A 22,906-nucleotide genomic window follows, 5' to 3' on the forward strand; every position below is an offset into this window, starting at 1 on the left:
GGCGAACCCTACTCCTCGGCTACATAGCGCCTCTCGTGGCGCAGCCCCATGCTTGTCAGGATCTCGTATCCGATCGTGCCGGCCGCCCGCGCTACCTCGTCGAGGGCCATGTTCTTGCCGAACAGCTCGACATAATCCCCGGAGCGCACCGCATTCTCAGGCAGGTCGGTGATGTCAAAGATGGTCAGATCCATGGTGATCCGGCCCGCGACCGGCACCTTGTGACCGGCGATAAAGCCTTGCCCGCCCTGCGACACCACCTGGCGCAGCGGCACGCCGCCGCTCGACTGGCTGCGCATGTAGCCGTCGGCATAACCGGCCGAGGCGACCGCCAGCCGGCTTTCGCGATGAAGCTGCAGCGCCCGCCCGTAGCTGACGGTCTCACCCGCCTCGACGGTGCGCACCTGGATGATGCGCGCTTCCGCCGTCGCGACCGGCCGCATCGGGTTCGCCATGCCGCTGACCGCTTCGCCGCCATAGAGCGAGATGCCGGGACGGGTCAGGTCGAAGTGGTAGTCCTCGCCGAGAAAGATGCCGGCCGAGGCGGCAAGACTTGAATCGATGCCTTCATAGGCGGCGCTAACCCTGCGGAATGATTCGAGCTGTCGCCGGTTCATCGCATGGGTGGGATCGTCGCCGCAGGAGAGATGGCTCATGACGAGTACAGGCGCGAAGCTCGCCGGCCGCGAGACGTCGTCGGCGAGCGCCAGCGCATCGTCGATGCGCAGTCCCAGCCGATTGAAGCCCGTATCGACATGCAGCGCGCAGGGGTAGTCGCCGTAATCGGCAAGCACCGCCATCCAGAAGGCGAGCTGTTCGTCGGAGGAAATCACCGGCACCAGATCGTTGTCGAAGAAGCGCCGCTCAGTGCCCGGCCATATGCCCGAAAGCACGAAGATGCGCGCCTCGGGCGCATAAAGGCGAAGCGTCACCCCTTCGTCGACGGTCGCGACGAAGAAATCCCGCGCGCCCGCGAGATAGAGGGCTTCGCCGGCATCCTCGATCCCCATGCCATAGGCGTCCGCCTTGACGACGGCTGCGGCGCGCGCGGCACCCGAGCGGCGCGCCATGTCGCGCCAGTTCTCCGTGAGTGCCGTCAGGTCGACGGTCAGCCGCAGGCCTGCGGAAGCGAAAAGATCGTCGTCTTCGAAGGGGATAGGAAAATCTGTCATGAACCGCCGTGAAGAAATGAAGGGAGAACCAGTTCACCCAGTCTAAAGAGCATTGTGACGAAGGGAAAGCGCCGGCGATCACATACCGCCGTTTGAAGCCTGCATGATCACTTTTGTTCAAGACGCATGCCGCCTTCCGCGCTAATCTCGCCGGATGCAGAACGTATCGCAGAAAGAAGCGGCGGAGGCCATGCCGCTTGCCAATGTGGAATCGGCCCGCTTCTGGCGGGACAGCCGCTTTCGCGACATGGAGTGCCTGAGCGCCACCTTCCTCACGCATGAATATGCGCCGCATGCGCACGATACATTCAGCATCGGCGCGATAGAAAGCGGCAGCCAGATCGCCACGCTGAGCGGCAGGCGGGAGGAAACCGGCCCGGGCGACCTCTATCTTATCGATCCCGGCGTCATTCATGACGGCACCCCCGGCGGCGAGGGATATCGCTACCGCATGATCTATCCTGACATGAAGCTGTTCATCGATATTCTGGAAGATGTGACGGGCAGGGCGTTCCACGCGACACCGTCCTTTTCCGGCTGGCTTCCGCGCGATCCACAGCTCGCCAATGCCTTTCATGCCGCCCATCGCACGCTCGAAAGGGGCGCCGGTGCGCTGGAGTCCGATGAAAGCATGTTCACGGTGCTGGCGGCGATCTTTGCGCGTCACGGCAGCACCATCGTCGTGCCTGTCGATACGCAGGAGCGAAGCGCCGTTGCCCGCGCCCGCGAATACCTCATCGAGAACTTCGACAGCGACGTCGGGCTCGAGGAATTGGCCGGAGTGGCGGCCTTGAGCCGCGCTCACCTCATCCGCGCTTTCCGCAAGGAATACCACATCACGCCGCATGCCTTCCTGACGGACCGGCGCGTACAGGTGGCTCGCCGGCTGCTGCGGCAGGGGCGCATGCCGGCCGATATCGGACTTGAGTGCGGTTTTGCCGATCAGGCGCATTTCACCCGGCACTTCAAGGCGCGCACGGGCGTAACGCCCGGTCAATTCCGCACGGGCTGATCACTTTCGTTCAATACGGCCATGTCATGCTGGGCTACTGCTTGGCGATCTCAATCAGGAGGTTGCCATGTTGCAGCAAAGCCGGCCGGCCGGCGAATTTCTTGCCGGAATACGCGCCATCTTTCCGCTTGTCATCGCCGTGATTCCGATCGGTCTGGTTTTCGGCGCGGTTTCCGCCACCAAAGGTCTTTCGGCCTTGGAAACAACGCTGATGAGCGCGCTGGTCTTTGCCGGCGGCTCGCAGTTCGTGGCAATGGACATATGGACGCATCCGGCAAGCTGGATCGGCGTCGGCTTCGCAGCGTTGTTGGTCAACATCCGCCACGTGCTGATGAGCGCCTCCATCGGCACGAAGATGCAGTCCTTCTCCACCATCAGACGCTATGCCGCCATGCTGTTCCTTGCCGACGAGCTCTGGGCCATGGCGGAGTTCCGCGCCGGTAGTGGAACGCTGACGCCGGCCTGGTATGCCGGCATCGTCACGCCGTTTTACGCCGCCTGGGTCGGTTCTTCGCTTGCAGGCGCATTGCTTGGCGCCTTTCTGGGCGATCCGGCGGTCATCGGTCTCGACTTCGCCTTTCCTGCCGTCTTTGTCGTGCTGGTCATGGGCTTCTGGAAGGGGCCGGAAACGGGCGCCATCCTGGCCGCGAGCGGAGTTGCGGCCGTTGCCACCCATCATTTCGTGCCGGGCGTCTGGTATATCGCAGCCGGCGCGTTGGCCGGACTGGCGATGGCCCTCTGGAAGGGCAAGGTACGGGAGCAGGCCGCATGACGCTCGATATCAATACCCTGCTTGCCATCCTCGCGATGGCGCTTGCGACGATTTCCACGCGCATCAGCGGTCTCGTCCTCATCCGTCATATAAAGCTGGACGAGCGCTGGAAAACGGCAATCGAGGCGATCCCACCGGCGGTGCTGATGGCCGTAATAGCCCCGACCGCCTTTGCGACCGGCTGGGCGGAAACACTGGCATGCGCCGCAACGGCGCTCGCCGCCCGCCGGCTGCCGATGCTTGCCAGCGTAACCCTCGGCGTCGCGACCGTGGCCCTGTTGCGGGCCGCAGGTTTCTAAAGGGATATTGACCCGGAAAACCGCGTCAATGTTCCTCGTACTGTGTGAAAGAGGGATCGGCGAGATCTGCAAACCGCGTGAATTCCGCCTGGAAGGCGAGCTTCACCGTGCCTGTCGGTCCGTGGCGCTGCTTGGCGATGATGACGTCGGCCGTGCCCTTCACCTTGTCGAACAGTGCTTCCCATTCCGGATATTTCGGATCGTGGGGATCGCGCGGCTCCTGGTTCTTGACGTAATATTCCTCGCGGAACACGAAAAGCACGACGTCGGCGTCCTGCTCGATCGAGCCGGATTCGCGAAGGTCGGAGAGCTGCGGACGCTTGTCGTCACGGCTTTCCACCTGGCGCGAGAGCTGTGACAGCGCGATGATCGGTACGTTGAGCTCCTTGCCGAGCGCCTTCAGGCCAGTGGTGATCTGAGTGATTTCCTGGACGCGGTTGTCGCTTGACTTACCCGAGCCGGTCATCAGCTGCACGTAGTCGACGACGAGCACGTCGAGGCCGCGCTGGCGCTTGAGGCGGCGCGCCCGCGCCGAAAGCTGGGCAATCGAGATGCCGCCCGTCTGGTCGATGTAAAGCGGCACCTTCTGCATCATCATCGAGCAGGCGACGAGCTTTTCGAAATCGGCATCGTTGATGTCGCCGCGGCGAATCTTCGAGGAGGAGACTTCCGTCTGCTCGGAGATGATACGGGTGGCGAGCTGTTCGGACGACATTTCGAGCGAGTAGAAGCCGACGACGCCGCCGTTCTTGGCCTTCATGCTGCCGTCCGACTGTACTTCGCCCTCGTAGGCGGCCGCGATGTTGTAGGCAATGTTTGTTGCCAGCGATGTCTTGCCCATACCGGGGCGTCCGGCAAGGATGATCAAGTCCGAACGCTGCAGGCCGCCCATCTTGGAGTCGAGCGAATGGATGCCGGTGGAAATGCCGGAAAGCCCACCGTCGCGTTCCTTGGCGACAGCCGCCATGTCGATGGCGAGCGCCACGGCATCGTTGAAGGACTGGAAACCGCCATCGTAGCGGCCGTTTTCCGCCAGTTCGAAGAGGCGGCGTTCGGTATCCTCGATCTGCGACTGCGGCGGCATGTCGAGCGGCGCGTCATAGGCGATGTTGACGACGTCCTCGCCGATGGTGATCAGCGCTCGGCGCAGCGCCAGATCGTAGATCGCCCGGCCGTAGTCCTCGGCATTGATGACGGTGACGGCATTGCTGACGAGGCTCGCCAGATATTGCGAAACCGTCATGTCACCGACCTTCTCGTCGGCCTTCAGGAAGGTCTTGATCGTCACCGGATTGGCGATCTTGCCCATGCGGATGATATCGCCGGCAACCTCGAAGATCTTCCGGTGCAGCGGCTCGTAGAGATGGATCGGCTTCAGGAAGTCCGACACCCGGTAATAGGCGTCGTTGTTCATGAGGATGGCACCCAGAAGCGCCTGCTCGGCTTCAATGTTGTTGGGTGCTTCGCGATAATGCTGCTCCGACGGAGCAACGGCTGCAATCTTTCGAGCGGCGTCGTTCATCATCATCCGTTCTGTTTTTTCCAACTCCGGATTTGCAATTCCGGATGGAGAAAATCAAGGGCCCGCGAAAGGGGCGGGGGCTCGCTTTGCCTAAATACTGAACGCTGTGCCCATTGTTCGACTTCTCCACAGTCCCGGGCGACGAAAAGGAGAAATACTGGCAGTGTCACCCGCACGACACGGTTTGGCGCGACTCACGCCCATCCGTTCCGGAGAAGCATAGTCTAGCGCGACGACATCAGACCCGCAGCAAAAACATCCCCAAATCCCCTTTAAAAAAACCAACCTACGGCTGCCTCCTGTCAGGTGGATGGAAACGAAAAAGCCCGGCGCGGTGGCCGGGCTTTCCTGTCGCGGATGACTCCGGCGAGAATTATGCTTCGTCTTCGTCGACGCCGTCGGCTTCCGGATCGAAGAAATCCTCAGGACGCAGCGCGTCTTCGTCGACGCCGTAGATTGCGTCGACCGAGGTGAGTTCTTCGCCCTTGGCCTGACGCTCTGCCTCTTCGGCGGAACGGGCAACGTTCAGTTCGACGTGGATTTCGACTTCGGCATGCAGCTGCAGCTCGACCTTGTGCAGGCCGATCGCCTTGATCGGCGTGTTGAGGTGAACCTGGTTGCGGCCGATGTTGAAGCCTTCGGCAGCGAGGATCTCGACGACGTCACGGGCAGCGACAGAACCGTAGAGCTGGCCGGTTTCGCCGGCGGAACGCACGACGATGAAGGACTTGCCGTCGAGAACGTCGGCGACCTTCTGGGCTTCCGACTTGCGCTCGAGGTTGCGGGCTTCGAGCGTCGCGCGCTCGGCTTCGAAGCGGGTCTTGTTTGCTGCGTTGGCGCGCAGCGCCTTGCCGAGCGGCAGCAGGTAGTTACGGGCAAAGCCGTCGCGAACCTTTACGGTTTCGCCCATCTGGCCGAGCTTGGAGATGCGTTCGAGAAGGATGACTTCCATTTTCTTTTCCTTTCTTGTGTCTCAGATTTTCGTATCGGATTGTTTGGGGGCATCGGCATCTTTCGTCGGGGTCAGCGCGATCGCCTTGCGCGTATCGCTGAGACCCAGGACGAGGATGAGGAAAACTGGCAGAAGCATGAGCATCGAAGCCAGATAGCAGAGGATGAGAGCCGGTATGCGCCAATCCTTGCCGCGTGTGCGGAAATGAAGGGAGGCGAAGCCGGAGAGCATGAAACCCGCGCCGAAGGTGCCGATCACGGTGGCGCCGACCAGCGCCGGAACGCCGCCGAAGAAGCAGGCAGCAAGCCCTGCCAGAAAGATGAAGATCGAATTGCGGTTCATGCGCAGCGATGAGGGAATGTCCTCGCGCGGGCGCAGGCCCCGGCCGGACGCTGCAACGATGCGCACGGCGAAATAATAGGCGGCAAACAGCATGCTGACCCACATGCCGCCCTGCACGGCCGGCAGCATCAGCAGGATCAGCGATTTGGTCTGCGCGGTCGCCGCCGGATCGGGCAAGAATTCCGGCTGCTGCTGTTTGACCGAGGCGATTAGCAGATCGACGATCGGATCGGTGATCTCGGGCCCGTAGCCGATGATCACACCGATGACGATGACGGCGATCGTCACAAGACCGCAGAGATGCAGCAGGATATCGGAAAGCGGATACCAGGCAAGCAGATGGTCGGGGCCGCCAAGTTCGGAGGCGGGACGCGCCAGATTGGCGAGATGGCTGAGCCAGCCGGCCGGCAGCAGCGTCACCAGCGTCATGATCAGCGCAAAGGAAGGAGAGATGAAAACTGCGCCGAGCGCTGCCGCCGTGACGACGGCGGAGATTGCGGCGGCATTGCCCCAGCCGAGGCCGACGAGCAGGATCGGCAGCGCCGAGGCAGTGTAGAGAAGCGCGCTGAAAAACGACGGCTGCACGCTCGCGCCCAGCACCAGCAGGGCGGCAGTCAATCCGGCAAGTGCGCCGATCAGCAGCGTTCTAAGGTTCGGTCGTTTCAAGGTCGCTGTCCTGCTTCATCAAGCAGTTAGAGGATGTTCCGGAATCGAATTCTGAAACGTCTCAACATGGGTTTTAGGAGTTCCGATCCGCGCCCATCGCGAAAGGGAGAAGGGAAGGCACGAATGCCTTCCCTCAAAGGTGGTTACGTCAGCCGATCAGGCGACGACGTAGGGCAGCAGGCCGAGGAAACGGGCGCGCTTGATCGCCTGGGCGAGTTCGCGCTGCTTCTTCTGGGAAACGGCCGTGATGCGGGACGGAACGATCTTACCGCGCTCGGAAATGTAGCGCTGCAGCAGACGTACGTCCTTGTAGTCGATCCGCGGTGCGTTTGCGCCGGAGAACGGGCAAGTCTTGCGGCGGCGATGGAACGGGCGGCGGACCGGAGCGGAGGAAGTTTCAGCCATATCTCAGATCTCCCTTATACACGGTCTTCGCGCGGACGGCGCGGACGGTCTTCACGGTCGCCGAAGCCACCTTCGCGCGGCGGACGCGGGCCGCGATCACGATCGCCGAATTCGCGGCGCGGGCCACGGTCGCCGCCTTCACGCGGGCCACGGTCGTCGCGGTCACGCTTCTGCATCATGGCAGACGGGCCGTCTTCGTGCTTTTCAACAGCGATGGTCATGTAGCGAAGAACGTCTTCGCTGATGCGCATCTGGCGTTCCATTTCCTGGATCGCAGCAGCCGGTGCATCGATGTCCATCAGGGCGTAGTGCGCCTTGCGGTTCTTCTTGATGCGGTATGTGAGGGACTTGAGGCCCCAGTTCTCGATACGCCCGACCTTACCGCCGTTAGCTTCGATCACACCCTTGTACTGTTCTACGAGGGCATCGACCTGCTGAGCGGAAATATCCTGCCGGGCAAGGAATACATGTTCATAAAGAGCCATGACAGCTTTGCCTTTCTTGCGTTTGGTTCAACCCGATATTCGGCGGCTAAGCCTCAACGACTGCTCCTGATTGGGCTGGCCCAGGCAAGAAAAGCGTTTCCGAGACGGTCGAGAGCGGAGACACGGGAGGCTGGAACGCTTCCGTTCCGAACGATTTCCGAATGGAAACCGGCCCTCCGTTCAGCCACCAGCCAGAAGACCGGGTCAACGAACAGCGCGGCTTATACGGATTTTTGCGCGAAAGGCAAGCGCATTCGGACATTCGAGCCCGATGCAGGCCGATGGCCGGCGTCGGGCAGGTGCAACGAGAATGCGATCAAAGCGTCAGCGGATACTGCCGGTGCACCTTGGCGATCTCTGCCAGAACATCACTTGAAAGCGCCAGGTCGGCCGCGCCGATGTCGATCTTCAACTGCTCCATCGAGGTCGCTCCGATGATGGCCGAGGCCATGAAGGGCCTCGAGAGGCAGAAGGCGAGCGCCATTGCCGCCGGGTCGAGGCCGTATGTTGCGGCGATCTGCAGATAGGCTTTGGTCGCCGGTTCCTGCAACGGCTGCAGGCGGCCGCCGATGTCGTGATTGATCGAGGCACGCGAGCCCTTCGGCCTGATGCCATCGACATATTTACCGGTCAGGATACCGCCGGCGAGCGGCGAATAGGCGAGCAGCCCGACGTCCTCGTAATGCGAAAGCTCGGCAAGATCGAGGTCGAAGTGGCGGTAGAGCAGATTGTATTCGTTCTGGACGCTGGCAACGCGCGGCAGGCCCTTCTGTTCAGAGAGCGTCAGATATTTCTGTATGCCCCAGGTGGTTTCGTTGGAAAGGCCGATCGCGCGGATCTTGCCTTCCTTCACCAATGCGCCCAGCGTTTCCAGAATGTCGAGCATGTTGGCGGCAGCCGCCTCGCGATCCTGCTTGAAGGGGTTGTAGCTCCAGTTCTGGCGGAAATGGAAATGGCCGCGGTTCGGCCAGTGGACCTGGTAGAGATCGACATAATCCGTCTTCAGCCGCGTCAGGCTGGCCTCGAGCGCCAGGCGGATGTTCTTCGCATCCGCGCCTTCGCCGCCGCGCAGATAATCACGGCCACGGCCGGCGACCTTGGTGGCGAGGACGATATCTCCACGCTTGCCGGTCTTCTTGAACCAACTGCCGATATAGTCCTCGGTCCAGCCCTGCGTTTCGGCCGAAACCGGGGTTGTGGGGTAAATTTCAGCGGTATCGAAGAAATTGACGCCCTTTTCGACGGCATAATCCATCTGCGCATGGGCGTCGATTTCGCTGTTCTGCGAACCCCAGGTCATCGTGCCAAGGCAAATCTCTGAAACGGAAATCTCGGTGCGGCCTAGTGAATTGTACTTCATGTGAAAACCTTGGGAGAGAGGTGAAAGCCTTGGGAAGGTCCGCGCAAATCTAGGCCGGATTTGGCCGAGCGCAAGAGCAAAACCGGGCTTTCGCGCGGGCGCAAGGCTTGCAACGGCGTTCTGGATAGCCGAGCGATAGGGTCGGCTTATTGTTTTGCGTAATTCACCGGTAATCCTTGCAAGCAGAGTGCACCTATCCTTCGGAGATCCTCTCGAAGGTTTCGCGGGAGCGTTCCTTTTCGCTCTCATGGTCACTTCACGCCGCGCTGAAGGGCGCCGCGCTTCTGTTTGGAGTAATAAATGTCTTCGATGAGAACAAGACTCGCCTTGTCAGTTACATTAGCCGTGTTGCTTTCCCAAGCTGCCGCGGCAGCAGATCTGGACAATTCCTATGTCCAGGCACCTTACCCCCAGCCGACCACGTTCGATTGGAGCGGCGCATATATCGGGGGACATGCCGGTGTTGCCTCAAGCCACCTCAACCCCTTTTCCAACGGCAAGGGCCTCGCCGCCGGAGCACAGGCCGGATACAATTTCCAGTTTGGTTCCGCCGTCCTGGGCGCCGAGCTCGAGGGGACCTATATGGGCGGTACCGATCAGAATGTGCGCGGTGGCAATCTCGACGAGCAATGGCGCCTGGCCGCCAAAGCCAAGGCCGGGATGAGCCTCGACAAGACGCTCGTTTACGGCACTGCCGGTTATACGAGGACTAAATTCGAGAACGGTAGCAACGTTCGGCGCGGCCCCGGCTGGGAAGGCGGTTATTTGGTCGGCGGCGGTGTTGAGCAGGCTTTTGGAAACGGCCTCTCCGCAAAGCTCGAGTACAACTACGTCATGACCCCCGACGTCAAGACGACGACGAATGTCGGCACCACGCGTACTGATATAGACAGCCATGTAATCAAGGCAGGCATAAATCTTCGCTTCTAGAGCCGATGCCGAAAATGTGCGATATCAGGCTCTAATTCTTTGATTTAGGTGCGGATTCAGATTTTAGGCTGGTCTGGCCTAAAATCATCCGGATCTGGTGCACATGCACTGCCGCGGCGGTTCCGACTGGCCACCCAGGCCGTAGCGTTGACGCGTCGAGTCCGGTGGATACTCCATCGAAAAACGATGAGATGTCTGCGATGGTGATCAACCGCCAACGAATGATTTCTGATGGGTAACAGGCAAAGGCCGGTAAGCCGTTTGCCCGGGCCGTGCGTTCCGATGACGCCCCTTCCCAATGCCGTAACTGGCGCTACGCTTTGAGCGTTGCGCCAGTTTATGCGTTCGATATGTGACTTGCACGTCTGCAGGCACCCTACGTCCCTATGCCAGAATATCCGTACGGTCAGGGGTCCGTATTTCCCGGGGAGTCGCCTCTTCGGCTATTGCATGACGGGCAAAGAGCACCAGCATCAGGCACATCAAGAAAATCAGCACCGCGCTGAGCAACCTATCCGATCGGTCCGGATTAGGAAGCTTCTGACGGAAGCCATCCCGCAATCGGGACAAATGGCTGAACATGCATCTCTCCATGAAATCCGAGCGCCGGTAGCGGTCATCGGCTGTGGTAGGTCGGTCACTCGCATTCGAGCTGCGGCCTGCGGAAACTCGTGACGAACCATCGCGTTCCGGAGGCCTGCGCGAAGAATGTGTAGAAGCACTCCGTCTCCTTGACGTAGCCGGGCGACTGGGAGATCTCGTAGCGTTCGCCATGACGTGTCTGACGTACCTCGCCAGTGGTGGTGCCCGTCACCGTTTCGGTGTTGATGCGCCGCCATTGGAACGCTCTTTGACCGACGCCGATTTCAATGACGTTGTCGGGTGGCCCATAGTCCAGTATCACCGCATCCACTGGTCCTCCGACGTAGTTTTTCATGATTTGCGATGCACAGCTTGCCAGTAGCGCAATGGCTGCCAAGGCGAGAAACGAATGCATTCGACGTATTTTCTGAGGTGTTTTCTTATGCACGGCGGCGGCTCCAGTTGGTCTTAGCGCTCGCTACGTGGCGAAGATTACGAGCGGATTACCGATTGCGAAGGCCGCTGCGATGGAGCCTATTGAGGGCAGACCCGGCGCCCAAAAAGAGTTGCTAACGGCCGGTGCCCAATGCACCAATTTCGAGGCGCACCCGGAATCCGTCGTCGGTATCGGCAAACAGCAACCGCCCGAAATGAAGCTCCGCCGCCTTATGCGCCAGGTTGAGCCCCAGCCCCGCGCCAGACGAGTGCGTATTCAGCCGATAGAAGGGTTCCAGCACGCGGACGCGTTCTGCGGGAGGGATACCAGGCCCCTCGTCGGAGACATCGATGAAGCCTCGGGCGTCGACTGTGATCGCGATCGTGCCCTTGTAGCCGGAATGATCGACTGCATTGCGGATCAGGTTGCTGACTGCGAGCTCTACCGTCGAGGGATAGATCATGAAGAGTGCCTCGGCAGGAGCTGGCTCGAAGAAGAAATCGTAGCCCGCATCGATGACCTGAGGTGCGAGATCGGCTGCGATCCGCCCGACAAGCTGGTTCAGGTCGATCATCTGGGCAGTCTGAGAACCGGCGCCGATAGCCTGCATATCGAGTAGCTGATGCGCGACCCTGGAAAGACGGTCGATATCTTGCCGCAGTTGCCGGCTGTCCGCACTCTCCGGCAAAAGGTCTGCCCGCGTCCGCACGATCGCGATCGGTGTGCGCAGTTCGTGTGCGGCATCCGCCAGAAAACGGCTATGTTGCTGATAGCCGTGATCAAGCTTTGAAAGCGTGTGATTGAAGGCGTCGACGAGTGGAATGATCTCGCTTGGAAATTTCGAAACATCGAGGTGGGCCGATCGTGTTTCGAACTCTATCGCTTTTGCCTGGTTTGCCGTGTCGACCAGGCCAGTCAGAGACCGACCGATCGAGTAGGGTGTGACAATAGCCGTTGCCGCACCGGTGACGAGCAGGATCGGAACCACGAGGATCGCCAGGATGGCTCCAGTTGCCGGGACGACGCTGAGCCAGAAAATTTCCGCATTGCCGCCGCTCTCGGGGATATCGATGTCGAGACTGATCCAGATGTTGACGTCCTGGCTTTTCCCGCCGATGCGGTCAGTCGACGCGATAAACTGAAGGCGACCGATCGGCGTGTCGCGATTGCCGACCGCCGCATGCGCACTCGGGCCACCCTTCAATGTTGCCCCTTCGATGGACATCGGGAAGGGTTCGGTCAGCAGCTTCGTTGGAAATACGCCATGCTGGTAGAGATTATTCCCGCCATCCCGGACGATGAACCACAGATCCGGATACTGACGCGCCAACTCGGCGATCTCCGGCGTCTCGATGACATTGAGCGTGCCGTCGGCTTTGCGTTCCACGTGTTTTGCAAGCACGCGGATGATCGATTCATTCGTATCCTCAAGTTCCGGGTCAATTATCCAGACCCACCCGGCAAGCAAAGTGAAGAAGAACAACAAAAGACATGCCTGAAGGCCGATCAGGCGCCGCGTCAGTATCCATTTGAGCGAGCGGCTTTTGCGCAGTCTCATGTGCTGACCCGAAGCAGATATCCGATGTTGCGGACGGCGCGAATTTCCACCGATGCACCCGCATTGCCCAGCTTGCGGCGGATTCGCGACACATGCACGTCCAAGGCGTTCGACTCGATCTGATCGTCGATGGTATAGACGGCGTCGACGAGCATCGACCGTGTGACAATGCGATTTGCACGCCGGATCAAGGTCTCGACCACAAGATACTCCCGTCGCGCCAGGTCGATGAAATCGCCTGCAACGGCAACTTCGTTGCTGCGGGGATCGAGCGTCAGATTGCCGAGGGAAAAACGCTCGGCGGAAACGGTTGGCGAACGCCTTTGCAGCGCGCGCAATCGCGCCAGCAGTTCTTCGATCGCGAAGGGTTTGCTGAGATAATCGTCGGCACCGCCGTCGAGCCCTTCGACACGATGATCGACGCCACCAAGCGCCGTCAGCATCAGGATCGGAGCGGCAATTTTCCGGAAGCGAAGCACGGGGATGAGATCGAGGCCTTCGCCGTCCGGCAGACGACGATCGAGCACGAGCACGTCATAGGTCCCGACCCGCGCCATGAGTTCGGCATCAGCGACCGTGCGCACATGATCGACGATAATATCGCGGCGGCTGAGCGCTTCGATCAACGCTGCCGCCATTTCTCGCTCGTCCTCAAGTAATAATATACGCAATGCGTGTCTCCGGGGCCCATGCCTTTTGCCGCCCATCCAGTGAAGTGACAAAGATTACCCTTAGATTACAAAAGTCGAACGATCAGGTTCGCATTACCCCGAATTTGGCAATGCTTGTCTTTTGAATGCCGCACGAGATCCATTGTCGATCACACTGCCAATCAAAGGGCTATCCAGAAAGCCATTAGCCTGAAGCGATTGCCCAGGGAGAGAATGGGCCGCCACTTGACTCTGCCGGAAAGAATGTCAATTGGAGGCAAAATAGCCTTGAGAGGCGCAATCAGGGATACCAGAATGACCATCGCTTTTACTTTTCCCGGCCAAGGCAGCCAGGCCGTCGGCATGGGCAAGGATCTCGCCGAGAATTTCGCCGAAGCCCGCGCGGTTTTCGAAGAGGTCGACGAGGCACTCGGTGAGAAGCTTTCGGACGTCATGTTCAACGGTCCCGAGGACACGCTGACCCTGACGGCGAACGCCCAGCCGGCGCTGATGGCCGTCTCGATCGCCGTTGTCCGCGTTCTGGAGGCCAAGGGACTGGAGCTAAAATCCAAGGTCGCCTACGTCGCTGGCCACTCGCTCGGCGAATATTCCGCACTTTGCGCCGCCGGCACCTTTTCGCTCGCCGATACGGCGCGGCTGCTGCGTATTCGCGGCAACGCCATGCAGGCGGCCGTCCCCGTCGGCGTCGGCGCCATGGCGGCGATCATCGGCCTCGAACATGCCGATGTCGTTGCTGTCTGCGAGGAGGCGGCCGCCACCGGCGCCTGCCAGATCGCCAACGACAATGGCGGCGGCCAGATCGTGATTTCAGGCGAGAAGGCAGCTGTCGAAAAGGCTGCCGGTCTTGCGACCGACAAGGGCGCCAAACGCGCCATCCTGCTGCCGGTTTCGGCCCCCTTCCATTCGACGCTGATGGCCCCGGCGGCCGACGCGATGCGCGAGGCGCTGGTGGGCGTGAAGAAGGCCGATCCGGTAGTGCCTGTCATCGCCAATGTCCGTGCGGCCCCGGTCACCAATGCTGAGGAGATCGCCGCGCTTCTCGTCGAGCAGGTCACTGGTCAGGTCCGCTGGCGCGAGACGGTGGAATGGTTTGCTGGAAATGGCGTCACGACGCTCTATGAACTCGGCTCCGGCAAGGTTCTGACCGGCCTTGCTCGCCGCATCGACAAGACGATCAACGGCATCTCCGTCAACGGTCCGGCCGATATCGACGCGGCTGTCGCCGCCCTCATGGCCTGATTGGCATCATCAGACAAAGGAACGTTTCCATGCTCGATCTTTCCGGCCGCAAGGCTCTCGTCACAGGCGCCTCGGGCGGCATCGGCGAGGAAATCGCCCGCCTTCTTCATAAGCAGGGCGCTATCGTCGGCCTGCACGGCACCCGCGTCGAGAAGCTGGAAGCGCTGGCGGCCGACCTTGGCGAGCGCGTCAAGATCTTCCCCGCCAACCTCTCCGACCGTGATGAGGTCAAGGCGCTCGGCCAGAAGGCCGAGGCCGAACTCGAAGGCGTCGATATCCTCGTCAACAATGCCGGCATCACCAGGGACGGCCTCTTCGTGCGCATGAGCGACGAGGACTGGGACGCCGTTCTCGAAGTGAACCTGACGGCGACCTTCCGCCTGACGCGCGAATTGACGCATCCGATGATGCGCCGCCGCTACGGCCGCATCATCAACATCACCTCCGTCGTCGGCGTCACCGGGAATCCGGGCCAGGCCAATTACTGCGCCTCGAAGGCCGGCATGATCGGCTTCACGAAGTCGCTGGCGCAGGAGATCGCTACCCGCAACGTGACGGTCAATTGCGTGGCGCCTGGCTTCATCGAAAGCGCCATGACCGGCAAGCTGAACGACAAGCAGAAGGAAGCGATCATGGGCGCGATCCCAATGAAGCGCATGGGCACGGGCGGCGAAGTCGCTTCGGCCGTCGCCTATCTCGCGTCCTCCGAGGCTGCCTACATGACGGGCCAGACGCTGCACGTAAATGGCGGCATGGCGATGATCTGAAACGACAAACTGTCGGCGGGGGAGTATTTCCCGCCAATAGCATGTTGAGCAATCACGAACCGTTGATTTTCTGGCTTTGCGGCAGGCATAAAGCATGTTAAGCGGGCCATGACTGTGAACAGTCGTCCCGAGAAAGCAGACGGACCGGCGGGCTTTTTGCAAGCCTGGGACATCTCTGAAGCCGGGTAAACGAGTTTGCCGAGGATGTCTGAAAACATCGCAGGCTGAAACAGGGTAGGGGTGCCGCAAGGGCATTCCGATCAGGACATAAGGTCGAGGAAACCGACATGAGCGATATCGCAGAACGCGTAAAGAAAATTGTTATTGATCATCTTGGCGTTGATGCCGACAAGGTCGTCGAGAGCGCCAGCTTTATCGACGATCTGGGCGCTGACTCGCTCGACACGGTCGAACTTGTCATGGCTTTCGAAGAAGAATTCGGCGTTGAAATTCCTGACGACGCTGCTGACTCGATCCTGACGGTCGGCGATGCCGTGAAGTTTATTGAGAAGGCCCAGGCCTGATCCTGTGCATTTGAGTAAAGGGCGGGCCTGGAGTCCGCCCTTTTCTTATCGGCATATTTCTCCATAGAACATAAGAGACGGGGGAAAGCACGCGATGAGACGTGTCGTCATCACCGGTACCGGCATGGTATCACCCTTGGGATGCGGAACGGAGGTGACGTGGTCCCGGCTGCTTGCCGGTCAGAACGGCGCCCGCCTCGTTACCGAATTCGAGGTCGATGACCTTCCCGCCAAGATCGCTTGCCGCATCCCGCTCGGTGATGGCACTGACGGCACCTTCAATGTCGATCAGTGGATGGAGCCGAAGGAACAGCGCAAGGTCGACCCCTTCATCATTTACGGCATGGCTGCCGCCGACATGGCGCTTGCCGATGCCGGCTGGCATCCCGAGACCGATGAGGACCAGATCGCCACAGGTGTGTTGATCGGCTCCGGTATCGGCGGCATCGAAGGCATTGTCGAAGCGGGTTATACCCTGCGCGACAAGGGCCCGCGCCGCATTTCCCCCTTCTTCATTCCCGGTCGCCTGATCAATCTCGTCTCCGGCCAGGTCTCGATCCGCCACAAGCTGCGCGGACCCAATCATTCCGTCGTCACCGCCTGCTCGACGGGCGCGCATGCGATTGGTGATGCCGCGCGGTTGATTGCGCTTGGTGATGCCGACGTCATGGTCGCCGGCGGCACGGAATCTCCCGTCAGCCGCATTTCGCTGGCAGGCTTTGCCGCCTGCAAGGCGCTGTCGACCCAGCACAACGACGACCCCCAGAAAGCGTCGCGCCCCTATGACCGCGACCGGGACGGTTTCGTGATGGGCGAGGGTGCGGGCATCGTCGTGCTTGAGGAACTGGAGCACGCCAAGGCGCGCGGCGCCAAGATCTACGCCGAAATTGTCGGCTACGGCCTGTCGGGCGACGCCTATCACATCACCGCGCCGTCCGAAGATGGCGAGGGCGCCGGCCGCTGCATGGCGATGGCGCTGAAGCGCGCCGGGTTGACGCCGGCCGATATCGACTACATCAACGCCCATGGCACCTCGACCATGGCCGACACGATCGAACTCGGCGCTGTCGAGCGGCTGGTCGGCAACGCGGCGTCGAAGATCTCCATGTCCTCGACCAAGTCGGCGACGGGGCACCTTCTCGGTGCCGCCGGCGCCATCGAGGCGATCTTTGCCACGCTCGCCATCCGCGACAACATCGCGCCGCCGACGCTCAATCTCGACAATCCCGAACGTGAAACGGCGATCGATCTTGTTCCGCATAAGGCTCGCGAGCGAGAAATCAACGTGGCGTTGTCCAACTCGTTCGGATTCGGCGGCACGAACGCATCGCTTGTGCTGCGCCGCTACGCGCAATAAGCGTCCCGTACGCGGTGTAGCGGGTATTCCTTGCGCCGCAGACCGGCCGGTCTTCTGCGCTCTGTAGCAGGCGTGCGAAAGCATAACGACCGGCAACGGCGTCGGCGAACGGCGGCAGAACCTGCTTTTGCCGCATTGCTTCGCGAAATAGCGAAGTGAGGGTCAAGTTTTAGAGGATTGCCGGTGAGCGATACGACGAACCAGAGCAACGATACCCCGCAGGGCGAGAACGGCCGGCAGGCGCAGAAGGGACCAATCATCCCGAAGTCGCCGAGCGAAGCCCTGCGTCCGGAGCGCGTTCCGGAGCCGCCGAAGCGCTCCAAGAAAGCCCGCGGACAGGTTGTTCTCTTTCTGAATTTCATCATGACGCTGGCAGTTTTGGTCTGCGTCGTCGCCGTCATCGGCTTCTATTACGCCACGTCGACCTATCGAAGCCCCGGTCCGCTGCAGACCAACACCAATTTCATTGTCCGCAATGGTGCGGGCCTTGCCGAAATCGCCTCGAACCTCGAGCGCAATGCAATCATCAGCGATGCCCGCATCTTCCGCTATCTCACTGCAACGCATCTTTCGGCCGGTGAGAGCCTGAAGGCCGGCGAATACGAGATCAAGGCGAAGGCCTCCATGAGCGATATCATGGAGCTCCTGAAATCGGGCAAATCAATCCTCTATTCCGTTTCCTTCCCCGAGGGCCTGACGGTCCGCCAGATGTTCGACCGCATGCTGCAGGATCCGGTGCTGGAAGGCGATCTGCCGGCAGCACTCCCGGCCGAGGGCAGCCTGCGTCCGGATACCTACAAATTCTCGCGCGGCACCAAGCGCTCGGAAATCATCGACCAGATGGCGGCAGCGCAGCAGAAGCTCGTCGAGCAGATCTGGGACAAGCGCGATTCTTCGCTGCCGCTGCGTTCGAAAGAGGAATTCGTGACGCTTGCCTCGATCGTCGAAAAGGAAACCGGCGTTCCCGACGAGCGCGCCCATGTCGCCTCCGTTTTCCTCAACCGGCTCGGCAAGGGCATGCGCCTGCAGTCGGACCCGACGATCATCTACGGCCTCTTCGGTGGCGAGGGTAAACCGGCCGACCGGCCGATCTTTCAGTCGGACCTGAAGCGGGACACGCCTTATAACACCTACGTCATCAAGGGCCTGCCGCCGACGCCGATCGCCAATCCCGGCAAGGATGCGCTGGAAGCCGTCGCCAATCCCTGGAAGACGCAAGATCTCTATTTCGTTGCAGACGGCACCGGCGGTCATGTTTTCGCCGCCACGCTCGAAGAGCACAATGCCAACGTCAAGCGCTGGCGTAAGCTCGAGGCCGACAAGGGCTCGGACCCGAACATCGTCGTCGACGGCCAACCGGAAGAGCAGCCAGTAGATAATGGCACGACTGCCGTGCCGCCGAAGAAAAAGAAGATCAACTGATATTCGGGAGGCTCGTATGGCTTTGCAGTCCATGACCGGTTTTGCACGGCGCGAGGGAACGAGCGGCCGCTGGCGCTGGGCATGGGAGTTGCGTTCGGTCAACGGCAAGGGCTTTGATCTGCGCCTGCGCCTGCCGCCGGGCCTCGAACGCATGGAGGCAGAAGTCCGCCGCCTTGCCGGCGAGAGCTTCAGCCGCGGCAACGTGCAGGCATCGCTGTCCGTCACCGCCGATGAGAACCGCTTCGAGGCGGTGCTGAACAGGGAAGCGCTCGCAGCTGTGCTTGCCATGCGTGAGCAGTTGGACGGGGTGATCGATCCGGCGCCGCTGAAGCTCGATACGCTGCTTCTGGTACGCGGCATCGTGGAATTTCGCGAAGGCGAGGATAGCGAAGAGGCGCTCGCCACGCGTGACGCCGATATCGCCGCCGGTCTGCTGGCCGCCCTTTCGGATCTAAGAGCCATGCGCGAACAGGAAGGGGCAGCACTTGCCCGCATTCTTCTTGATCATGTCGCGACGATCGAAGGGTTGACGCGGACGATCGAGATCGATCCCTCGCGTTCACCGCAGGAGATTGCAGCGCGGCTTGTCGCGCAGGTCGCCTTGCTGATGGACGGCATGGCAGCACTCGACCGCGACAGGCTGCACGCCGAAGCCGCGCTGCTGGCGACCAAGGCGGATCTGCGCGAGGAAATCGATCGTCTGAAGGCGCATATCGCCGCAGCGCGCGATCTCCTGGTGAAAGGTGGCCCTGCCGGCCGCCGGCTGGACTTCCTTGCACAGGAATTTAACCGCGAATCAAATACCATCTGCTCGAAGTCGAATACCTCGGCCGTCACCGCCGCTGGCATCGAGTTGAAAGTCGTGATCGACCAGTTCCGCGAGCAGGTCCAGAATTTGGAGTAGGACATGAAACCGGCGAAAACTTCGCCCGTACAGATCGCCCGCCGCGGTCTGATGCTTGTCATTTCGTCGCCGTCGGGCGCCGGCAAGTCCACCATCGCGCGCACGCTTCTGGAGACCGACAAGCATATCGGTCTTTCGGTTAGTGTCACCACGCGCCAGCGCCGCCCGAGCGAGGTCGAGGGTGTGCACTACCACTTCAAGAGTGTGCGCGAGTTCGAGCGGCTGCGCGATAGCGACGCGCTGCTCGAATGGGCCGAGGTGCATGGCAATTTCTACGGCACGCCGCGCGAGCCGGTCGAGCAGGCCATGGCCGAGGGCCGCGACATGCTCTTCGATATCGATTGGCAGGGCGCCCAGCAATTGCAGGAGAAAATGTCGGCCGATGTGGTCTCGATCTTCGTGCTGCCGCCGACCATGACCGAGCTCCAGTCGCGGCTTCATCGCCGCGCTGAGGATTCCGAAGAGGTCATCCAGACGCGCCTCGCCAACAGTCGCGCCGAGATCGCCCATTGGCGCGAATACGACTATGTTATCGTCAACGATGACCTCAACACGGCCTTCGACGCGGTGCAGTCGATCGTCAAGGCCGAACGCCTGCGTCGCGACCGGCGCCATGGCATGTTCGATTTCGTCCGCGAACTGCTGGAAGAGACGCCGTCGCTTTAGAGACTGTTTGCAAGAAGGCAGAATTCCTCCACCGACAAGGTCTCCGCCCGCCGTGCCGGATCGATCCCGGCCTTGACGAGCAGGCTTTCACCACCGAGCGGTTTCAGGCTTTGGCGCAGCATCTTGCGGCGCTGGCCGAAGGCGGCCTGCGTCACCTTTTCCAGATTGGCGACAGCGCAGGGAATGGGGTTTTCGCGGGGGACCAGATGCACGACCGTCGAAGTCACTTTCGGCGGCGGTGTGAAGGCTTGCGGCGGCACGTCGAAAGCCATGCGCGCCTCCGTCCGCCAGCCGCAGAGCACACCCAGACGGCCGTAGTGATCATCGTCTTCGCAGGCGACGATCCGCTCGCCGACTTCCTTCTGAAACATCAGCGTCAGCGACTGCCAGAACGGGGGCCAGGTTTTCGGCAGCAGCCAATTGACCAAAAGCTGAGTGCCGACATTGTAAGGCAGGTTGGCGATGATCTTGACCGGGCCTTCCGGAGCCAATGTCTCGAAATCAGTCTTCAGTGCGTCACCTTCGATCACCTCCAGCCGGCCGGGATAGTGATCAGCGATTTCGGCAAGGGCCGGCAGGCAGCGTGTGTCCCGCTCGATGGCGATAACCTTCCTGGCGCCGAGCGCCAGGATTGCGCGCGTCAGTCCGCCGGGGCCGGGGCCGACCTCGAAGACGGTCGCATCTTCCAGCGCTCCCGCCGTGCGGGCGATCTTCTGCGTGAGGTTGAGGTCGAGCAGGAAGTTCTGCCCGAGCGCCTTGCGTGCGTCGAGGCCGTGACGCTGGATGACGTCGCGAAGCGGCGGGAGGCCATCGAGTGCTGCCATCAGCGACGGCTTTCCATGCTGCGGCCGAGCTGCGCTGCAAGCTTCAGCGCTGCAACGAGGCTCTGCTCGCGCGCCAGCCCCTTGCCGGCAATGCCGAAAGCGGTGCCGTGATCCGGCGAGGTGCGCACGAAGGGAAGCCCGAGCGTGACGTTGACGCTATCGTCGAAACCGAGGGTCTTGGCCGGGATCAGCGCCTGATCGTGATACATGCAGACGGCGACGTCGTATCGCGCCCGCGCCTCATCATGAAACATTGTGTCGGCGGGCAGGGGGCCAATCGCATCGATGCCCTCGTCGCGCAGGCGCTCGATCGCCGGGCGGATGATCGCTTCATCCTCCTTGCCCATCGCCCCGCCTTCGCCGGCATGCGGGTTAAGGCCGGCAACCGCAAGCCGCGGCGCCTCTATGCCGAAGCGCTGCCTCAGGTCCTGATGGGCGATCCGGCAGGTTTCCATGATCAATTCGCCCGTCAGCGCCTGCGGCACTTCCCGGACAGGAATGTGAATGGTGACAGGGATGGCTCTCAGCTTCGGGCCCGACAACATCATTACAGGCGTGACCGGCTTGCCTGTCGCCCTGGCGGCGAGATCGGCGAGAAATTCGGTATGGCCGGGAAAGCGGAACCCGGCGTCGTAGAGCACGGCCTTGGAGATCGGATTGGTAACTATTGCGAGCACCTCGCCACCGATCACGAGTGATACGGCTTTCTCGATCGCCGCGACCGTGCCTTTCGCCGTCGCCTCGTGCGGCTCGCCCGCCACGACCTCGATGCCAGCCGGTATTGGCATGACGGGCAGGGCGTCGGCAAACATGCCGGCCGCCTCGCTGGCCTTATGGGTTTCACGGATCGAAACCGCGAGATTGAGCTGGCGGGCTCTCAGTGCCAGCACATCGGGATCGCCGATCAGGAAGAAAGGCGGCAGCCCGAGTTCACGCCGCCGGAGCCAGGCCATCAGAGTGATATCCGGCCCGATGCCGGCGGGATCGCCCTGGCTCAGGGCAAGCGGTCGCGAAAAGGGTGTCGCCATCGTCGGTCAGCGGTAGGCGATCTGCGCCTTCTTGCGCAGTTCATCCAGGTATTTCTTGCTGTTCTCGTTTTCCGGCTTCGCTTCCTTGTCGCCCTTGGACTTGTCGAGATCCTCCTGGCGGAAGACCATCTCTGCGGCCTGATCGTCGGAAACCTGGCGCTGACTGCAGATTGCCAGATACTCGACCCCCTTGTCGGTGACGCGGGTACCTGTCGTGTTGCCCTTGGCCTGCTCGACCAGCGGCTTCCAGTCCTGCGGAATTTCAGGAGCGAGCATGCGGCCGAGATCGCGCACGGAAACGTCGCGCATCGTCGCGGCAAAGACCTTTGCCTGGTCGCAGCCCGGGAATTTCGAACGCGACGCTTCGGCCTCGCTCTTGCGTTTTCCGGTAATGGCGCTGCGCTTGGCTTCAGGAACGACGAAAATGATCTGCTGCAGCATATATTCCGTCGTCACCGGCTTCTGCTTGTTGTTCTGCATCATGCGCGAGACGAGATCATAGTTCGACAGCCGCGAAGTCGATCCGTAGCGCGCATTGACGATACGCGGCCAGCTCATCTGTACGGCGATGAAAGCCTTGAAATGGTCGACGCCGACGCCGGCGCGATCGAGGATCTGCGACATCTGCTCGACGGAAAGTTTGTTGCCGGTCGAAAAGCGCGCGAAAGACGCGTCGACGTCCTGCTGCGAAACCGACATACGGACGCGAGCGATTTCCTGTCGCTTGAGCGTCTCGTCGATCAGCTGCTCCTCCGCAGCCTTCGCATCCGCCTTCGTATGCTGCAGGCGCAGAAAGGCCTGGCGCTTGGCGACATCGCCGCTGGTGATGGCGGTGCCGTTCACCACGGCCTTGACTTCACTTGCCGCCGCCGAACCTGCAAAGCCTGCCATCAGCGCCAGCGCTGCTCCGGCGATGAAGGTTCTTATGGCTTTCTTCGCGTCAATCATCTGTTGACCTCCCGATGGCGCCGCGAGACGGGTTCGCGGCGTTCTTACCACAGTGCGAGACAC

Annotated in this window: 25 protein-coding genes; 11 read left to right on the plus strand and 14 right to left on the minus strand. The window is 61.2% G+C overall.

All coding sequences use genetic code 11. The features are described from left to right. Nucleotides 1-8: 8 nt before the first annotated feature. Entirely contained in the window at nucleotides 9-1,172 is a 1,164-nt protein-coding gene (gene alr, locus EFD55_RS20245) for an alanine racemase (RefSeq protein ID WP_125846822.1), read from the minus strand. 190 nt (nucleotides 1,173-1,362) lie between these two features. Here alr and EFD55_RS20250 point away from each other — a divergent pair, with 190 nt between their 5' ends. The 3 genes from EFD55_RS20250 (at nucleotide 1,363) to EFD55_RS20260 (ending at nucleotide 3,255) form a co-directional block, all read left to right on the plus strand. Continuing rightward, complete coding sequence (locus tag EFD55_RS20250; protein ID WP_125846938.1) at nucleotides 1,363-2,184, plus strand: AraC family transcriptional regulator; 822 nt, start codon at nucleotides 1,363-1,365, stop codon at nucleotides 2,182-2,184. Between the two features lie 67 nt (nucleotides 2,185-2,251). After that, nucleotides 2,252-2,956 (plus strand): AzlC family ABC transporter permease, encoded by a 705-nt coding sequence (locus tag EFD55_RS20255; RefSeq protein WP_125846823.1) that lies wholly within the window; start codon nucleotides 2,252-2,254, stop codon nucleotides 2,954-2,956. Further along, complete coding sequence (locus tag EFD55_RS20260; protein ID WP_125846824.1) at nucleotides 2,953-3,255, plus strand: AzlD family protein; 303 nt, start codon at nucleotides 2,953-2,955, stop codon at nucleotides 3,253-3,255. The genes EFD55_RS20255 and EFD55_RS20260 overlap by 4 nt, the downstream gene beginning before the upstream one ends. Nucleotides 3,256-3,280: 25 nt before the next feature. Here EFD55_RS20260 and EFD55_RS20265 read toward each other — a convergent pair whose 3' ends face one another. The 6 genes from EFD55_RS20265 to EFD55_RS20290 all read right to left on the minus strand — a co-directional run bounded on the left by EFD55_RS20265 (nucleotide 3,281) and on the right by EFD55_RS20290 (nucleotide 8,987). After that, a complete protein-coding gene (locus EFD55_RS20265) occupies nucleotides 3,281-4,777 on the minus strand; it encodes a replicative DNA helicase (RefSeq protein WP_125846939.1) in 1,497 nt (498 codons plus the stop codon). A gap of 373 nt (nucleotides 4,778-5,150) precedes the next feature. Further along, entirely contained in the window at nucleotides 5,151-5,729 is a 579-nt protein-coding gene (rplI, locus tag EFD55_RS20270; RefSeq protein ID WP_049733920.1) for a 50S ribosomal protein L9, read from the minus strand. A 21-nt stretch (nucleotides 5,730-5,750) separates the two neighbouring features. Next, complete coding sequence (locus tag EFD55_RS20275) at nucleotides 5,751-6,737, minus strand: DUF2232 domain-containing protein (RefSeq protein ID WP_125846825.1); 987 nt, start codon at nucleotides 6,735-6,737, stop codon at nucleotides 5,751-5,753. Between the two features lie 156 nt (nucleotides 6,738-6,893). Then, nucleotides 6,894-7,142, minus strand: a complete 249-nt coding sequence (rpsR, locus tag EFD55_RS20280; protein WP_125846826.1) for a 30S ribosomal protein S18 — start codon at nucleotides 7,140-7,142, stop codon at nucleotides 6,894-6,896. Nucleotides 7,143-7,156: 14 nt separating this feature from the next. Further along, nucleotides 7,157-7,627 carry a 30S ribosomal protein S6 gene (gene rpsF, locus EFD55_RS20285; RefSeq protein ID WP_125846827.1) on the minus strand — a complete coding sequence of 157 codons (471 nt, stop codon included), beginning with the start codon at nucleotides 7,625-7,627 and terminating at the stop codon, nucleotides 7,157-7,159. Between the two features lie 316 nt (nucleotides 7,628-7,943). After that, nucleotides 7,944-8,987 carry an aldo/keto reductase gene (locus EFD55_RS20290; protein ID WP_125846828.1) on the minus strand — a complete coding sequence of 348 codons (1,044 nt, stop codon included), beginning with the start codon at nucleotides 8,985-8,987 and terminating at the stop codon, nucleotides 7,944-7,946. A 300-nt stretch (nucleotides 8,988-9,287) separates the two neighbouring features. Here EFD55_RS20290 and EFD55_RS20295 point away from each other — a divergent pair, with 300 nt between their 5' ends. Beyond that, nucleotides 9,288-9,917 carry an outer membrane protein gene (locus tag EFD55_RS20295; protein WP_125846829.1) on the plus strand — a complete coding sequence of 210 codons (630 nt, stop codon included), beginning with the start codon at nucleotides 9,288-9,290 and terminating at the stop codon, nucleotides 9,915-9,917. 384 nt (nucleotides 9,918-10,301) lie between these two features. Here the strand turns inward: EFD55_RS20295 and EFD55_RS20300 are convergent, their stop codons facing one another. The 4 genes from EFD55_RS20300 to EFD55_RS20315 form a co-directional block, all read right to left on the minus strand. After that, on the minus strand, nucleotides 10,302-10,499 hold the full coding sequence (locus tag EFD55_RS20300) for a hypothetical protein (protein ID WP_125846830.1): 198 nt from the start codon (nucleotides 10,497-10,499) through the stop codon (nucleotides 10,302-10,304). A 55-nt stretch (nucleotides 10,500-10,554) separates the two neighbouring features. Next, complete coding sequence (locus EFD55_RS20305) at nucleotides 10,555-10,914, minus strand: hypothetical protein (RefSeq protein WP_125846831.1); 360 nt, start codon at nucleotides 10,912-10,914, stop codon at nucleotides 10,555-10,557. 154 nt (nucleotides 10,915-11,068) lie between these two features. Next, a complete protein-coding gene (locus tag EFD55_RS20310; RefSeq protein ID WP_125846832.1) occupies nucleotides 11,069-12,493 on the minus strand; it encodes a sensor histidine kinase in 1,425 nt (474 codons plus the stop codon). After that, complete coding sequence (locus tag EFD55_RS20315; RefSeq protein WP_125846833.1) at nucleotides 12,490-13,164, minus strand: response regulator; 675 nt, start codon at nucleotides 13,162-13,164, stop codon at nucleotides 12,490-12,492. Before EFD55_RS20315 ends, EFD55_RS20310 begins: the two co-directional genes overlap by 4 nt. A 294-nt stretch (nucleotides 13,165-13,458) precedes the next feature. Between EFD55_RS20315 and fabD the strand changes: the two genes are divergently transcribed. The 7 genes from fabD (at nucleotide 13,459) to gmk (ending at nucleotide 20,043) form a co-directional block, all read left to right on the plus strand. Next, nucleotides 13,459-14,403 carry an ACP S-malonyltransferase gene (gene fabD / locus EFD55_RS20320; protein WP_125846834.1) on the plus strand — a complete coding sequence of 315 codons (945 nt, stop codon included), beginning with the start codon at nucleotides 13,459-13,461 and terminating at the stop codon, nucleotides 14,401-14,403. 29 nt (nucleotides 14,404-14,432) lie between these two features. Further along, nucleotides 14,433-15,170, plus strand: a complete 738-nt coding sequence (gene fabG / locus EFD55_RS20325; RefSeq protein ID WP_125846835.1) for a 3-oxoacyl-[acyl-carrier-protein] reductase — start codon at nucleotides 14,433-14,435, stop codon at nucleotides 15,168-15,170. 287 nt (nucleotides 15,171-15,457) lie between these two features. Further along, the gene (locus EFD55_RS20330) at nucleotides 15,458-15,694 is read left to right on the plus strand and encodes an acyl carrier protein (RefSeq protein WP_003547058.1); all 237 of its coding nucleotides are present in this window, start codon (nucleotides 15,458-15,460) and stop codon (nucleotides 15,692-15,694) included. Nucleotides 15,695-15,788: 94 nt separating this feature from the next. Then, a complete protein-coding gene (fabF, locus tag EFD55_RS20335; RefSeq protein WP_125846836.1) occupies nucleotides 15,789-17,051 on the plus strand; it encodes a beta-ketoacyl-ACP synthase II in 1,263 nt (420 codons plus the stop codon). A 183-nt stretch (nucleotides 17,052-17,234) separates the two neighbouring features. Further along, nucleotides 17,235-18,473: an endolytic transglycosylase MltG gene (mltG, locus tag EFD55_RS20340; RefSeq protein ID WP_125846837.1), complete on the plus strand. Its 1,239-nt coding sequence runs from the start codon at nucleotides 17,235-17,237 to the stop codon at nucleotides 18,471-18,473. Between the two features lie 16 nt (nucleotides 18,474-18,489). Continuing rightward, nucleotides 18,490-19,377 carry a YicC/YloC family endoribonuclease gene (locus EFD55_RS20345; protein WP_125846838.1) on the plus strand — a complete coding sequence of 296 codons (888 nt, stop codon included), beginning with the start codon at nucleotides 18,490-18,492 and terminating at the stop codon, nucleotides 19,375-19,377. Between the two features lie 3 nt (nucleotides 19,378-19,380). Then, the gene (gmk, locus tag EFD55_RS20350) at nucleotides 19,381-20,043 is read left to right on the plus strand and encodes a guanylate kinase (protein ID WP_125846839.1); all 663 of its coding nucleotides are present in this window, start codon (nucleotides 19,381-19,383) and stop codon (nucleotides 20,041-20,043) included. Here the strand turns inward: gmk and rsmA are convergent. From rsmA to EFD55_RS20365, 3 genes are read right to left on the minus strand one after another with little or no spacing between them, the layout of a single operon-like run. Next, entirely contained in the window at nucleotides 20,040-20,867 is an 828-nt protein-coding gene (rsmA, locus tag EFD55_RS20355; RefSeq protein WP_125846840.1) for a 16S rRNA (adenine(1518)-N(6)/adenine(1519)-N(6))-dimethyltransferase RsmA, read from the minus strand. The genes gmk and rsmA overlap by 4 nt on opposite strands. Next, nucleotides 20,867-21,895, minus strand: coding sequence for a 4-hydroxythreonine-4-phosphate dehydrogenase PdxA (gene pdxA / locus EFD55_RS20360; RefSeq protein WP_125846841.1), 1,029 nt, complete (start codon nucleotides 21,893-21,895; stop codon nucleotides 20,867-20,869). Before pdxA ends, rsmA begins: the two co-directional genes overlap by 1 nt. A 6-nt stretch (nucleotides 21,896-21,901) precedes the next feature. Next, nucleotides 21,902-22,843 (minus strand): SurA N-terminal domain-containing protein, encoded by a 942-nt coding sequence (locus EFD55_RS20365; protein ID WP_125846842.1) that lies wholly within the window; start codon nucleotides 22,841-22,843, stop codon nucleotides 21,902-21,904. Nucleotides 22,844-22,906 lie beyond the last annotated feature (63 nt).

The sequence above is a fragment of the Rhizobium pisi genome (assembly GCF_003938655.1).
GTDB classification, from domain to species: Bacteria; Pseudomonadota; Alphaproteobacteria; order Rhizobiales; family Rhizobiaceae; genus Rhizobium; species Rhizobium pisi.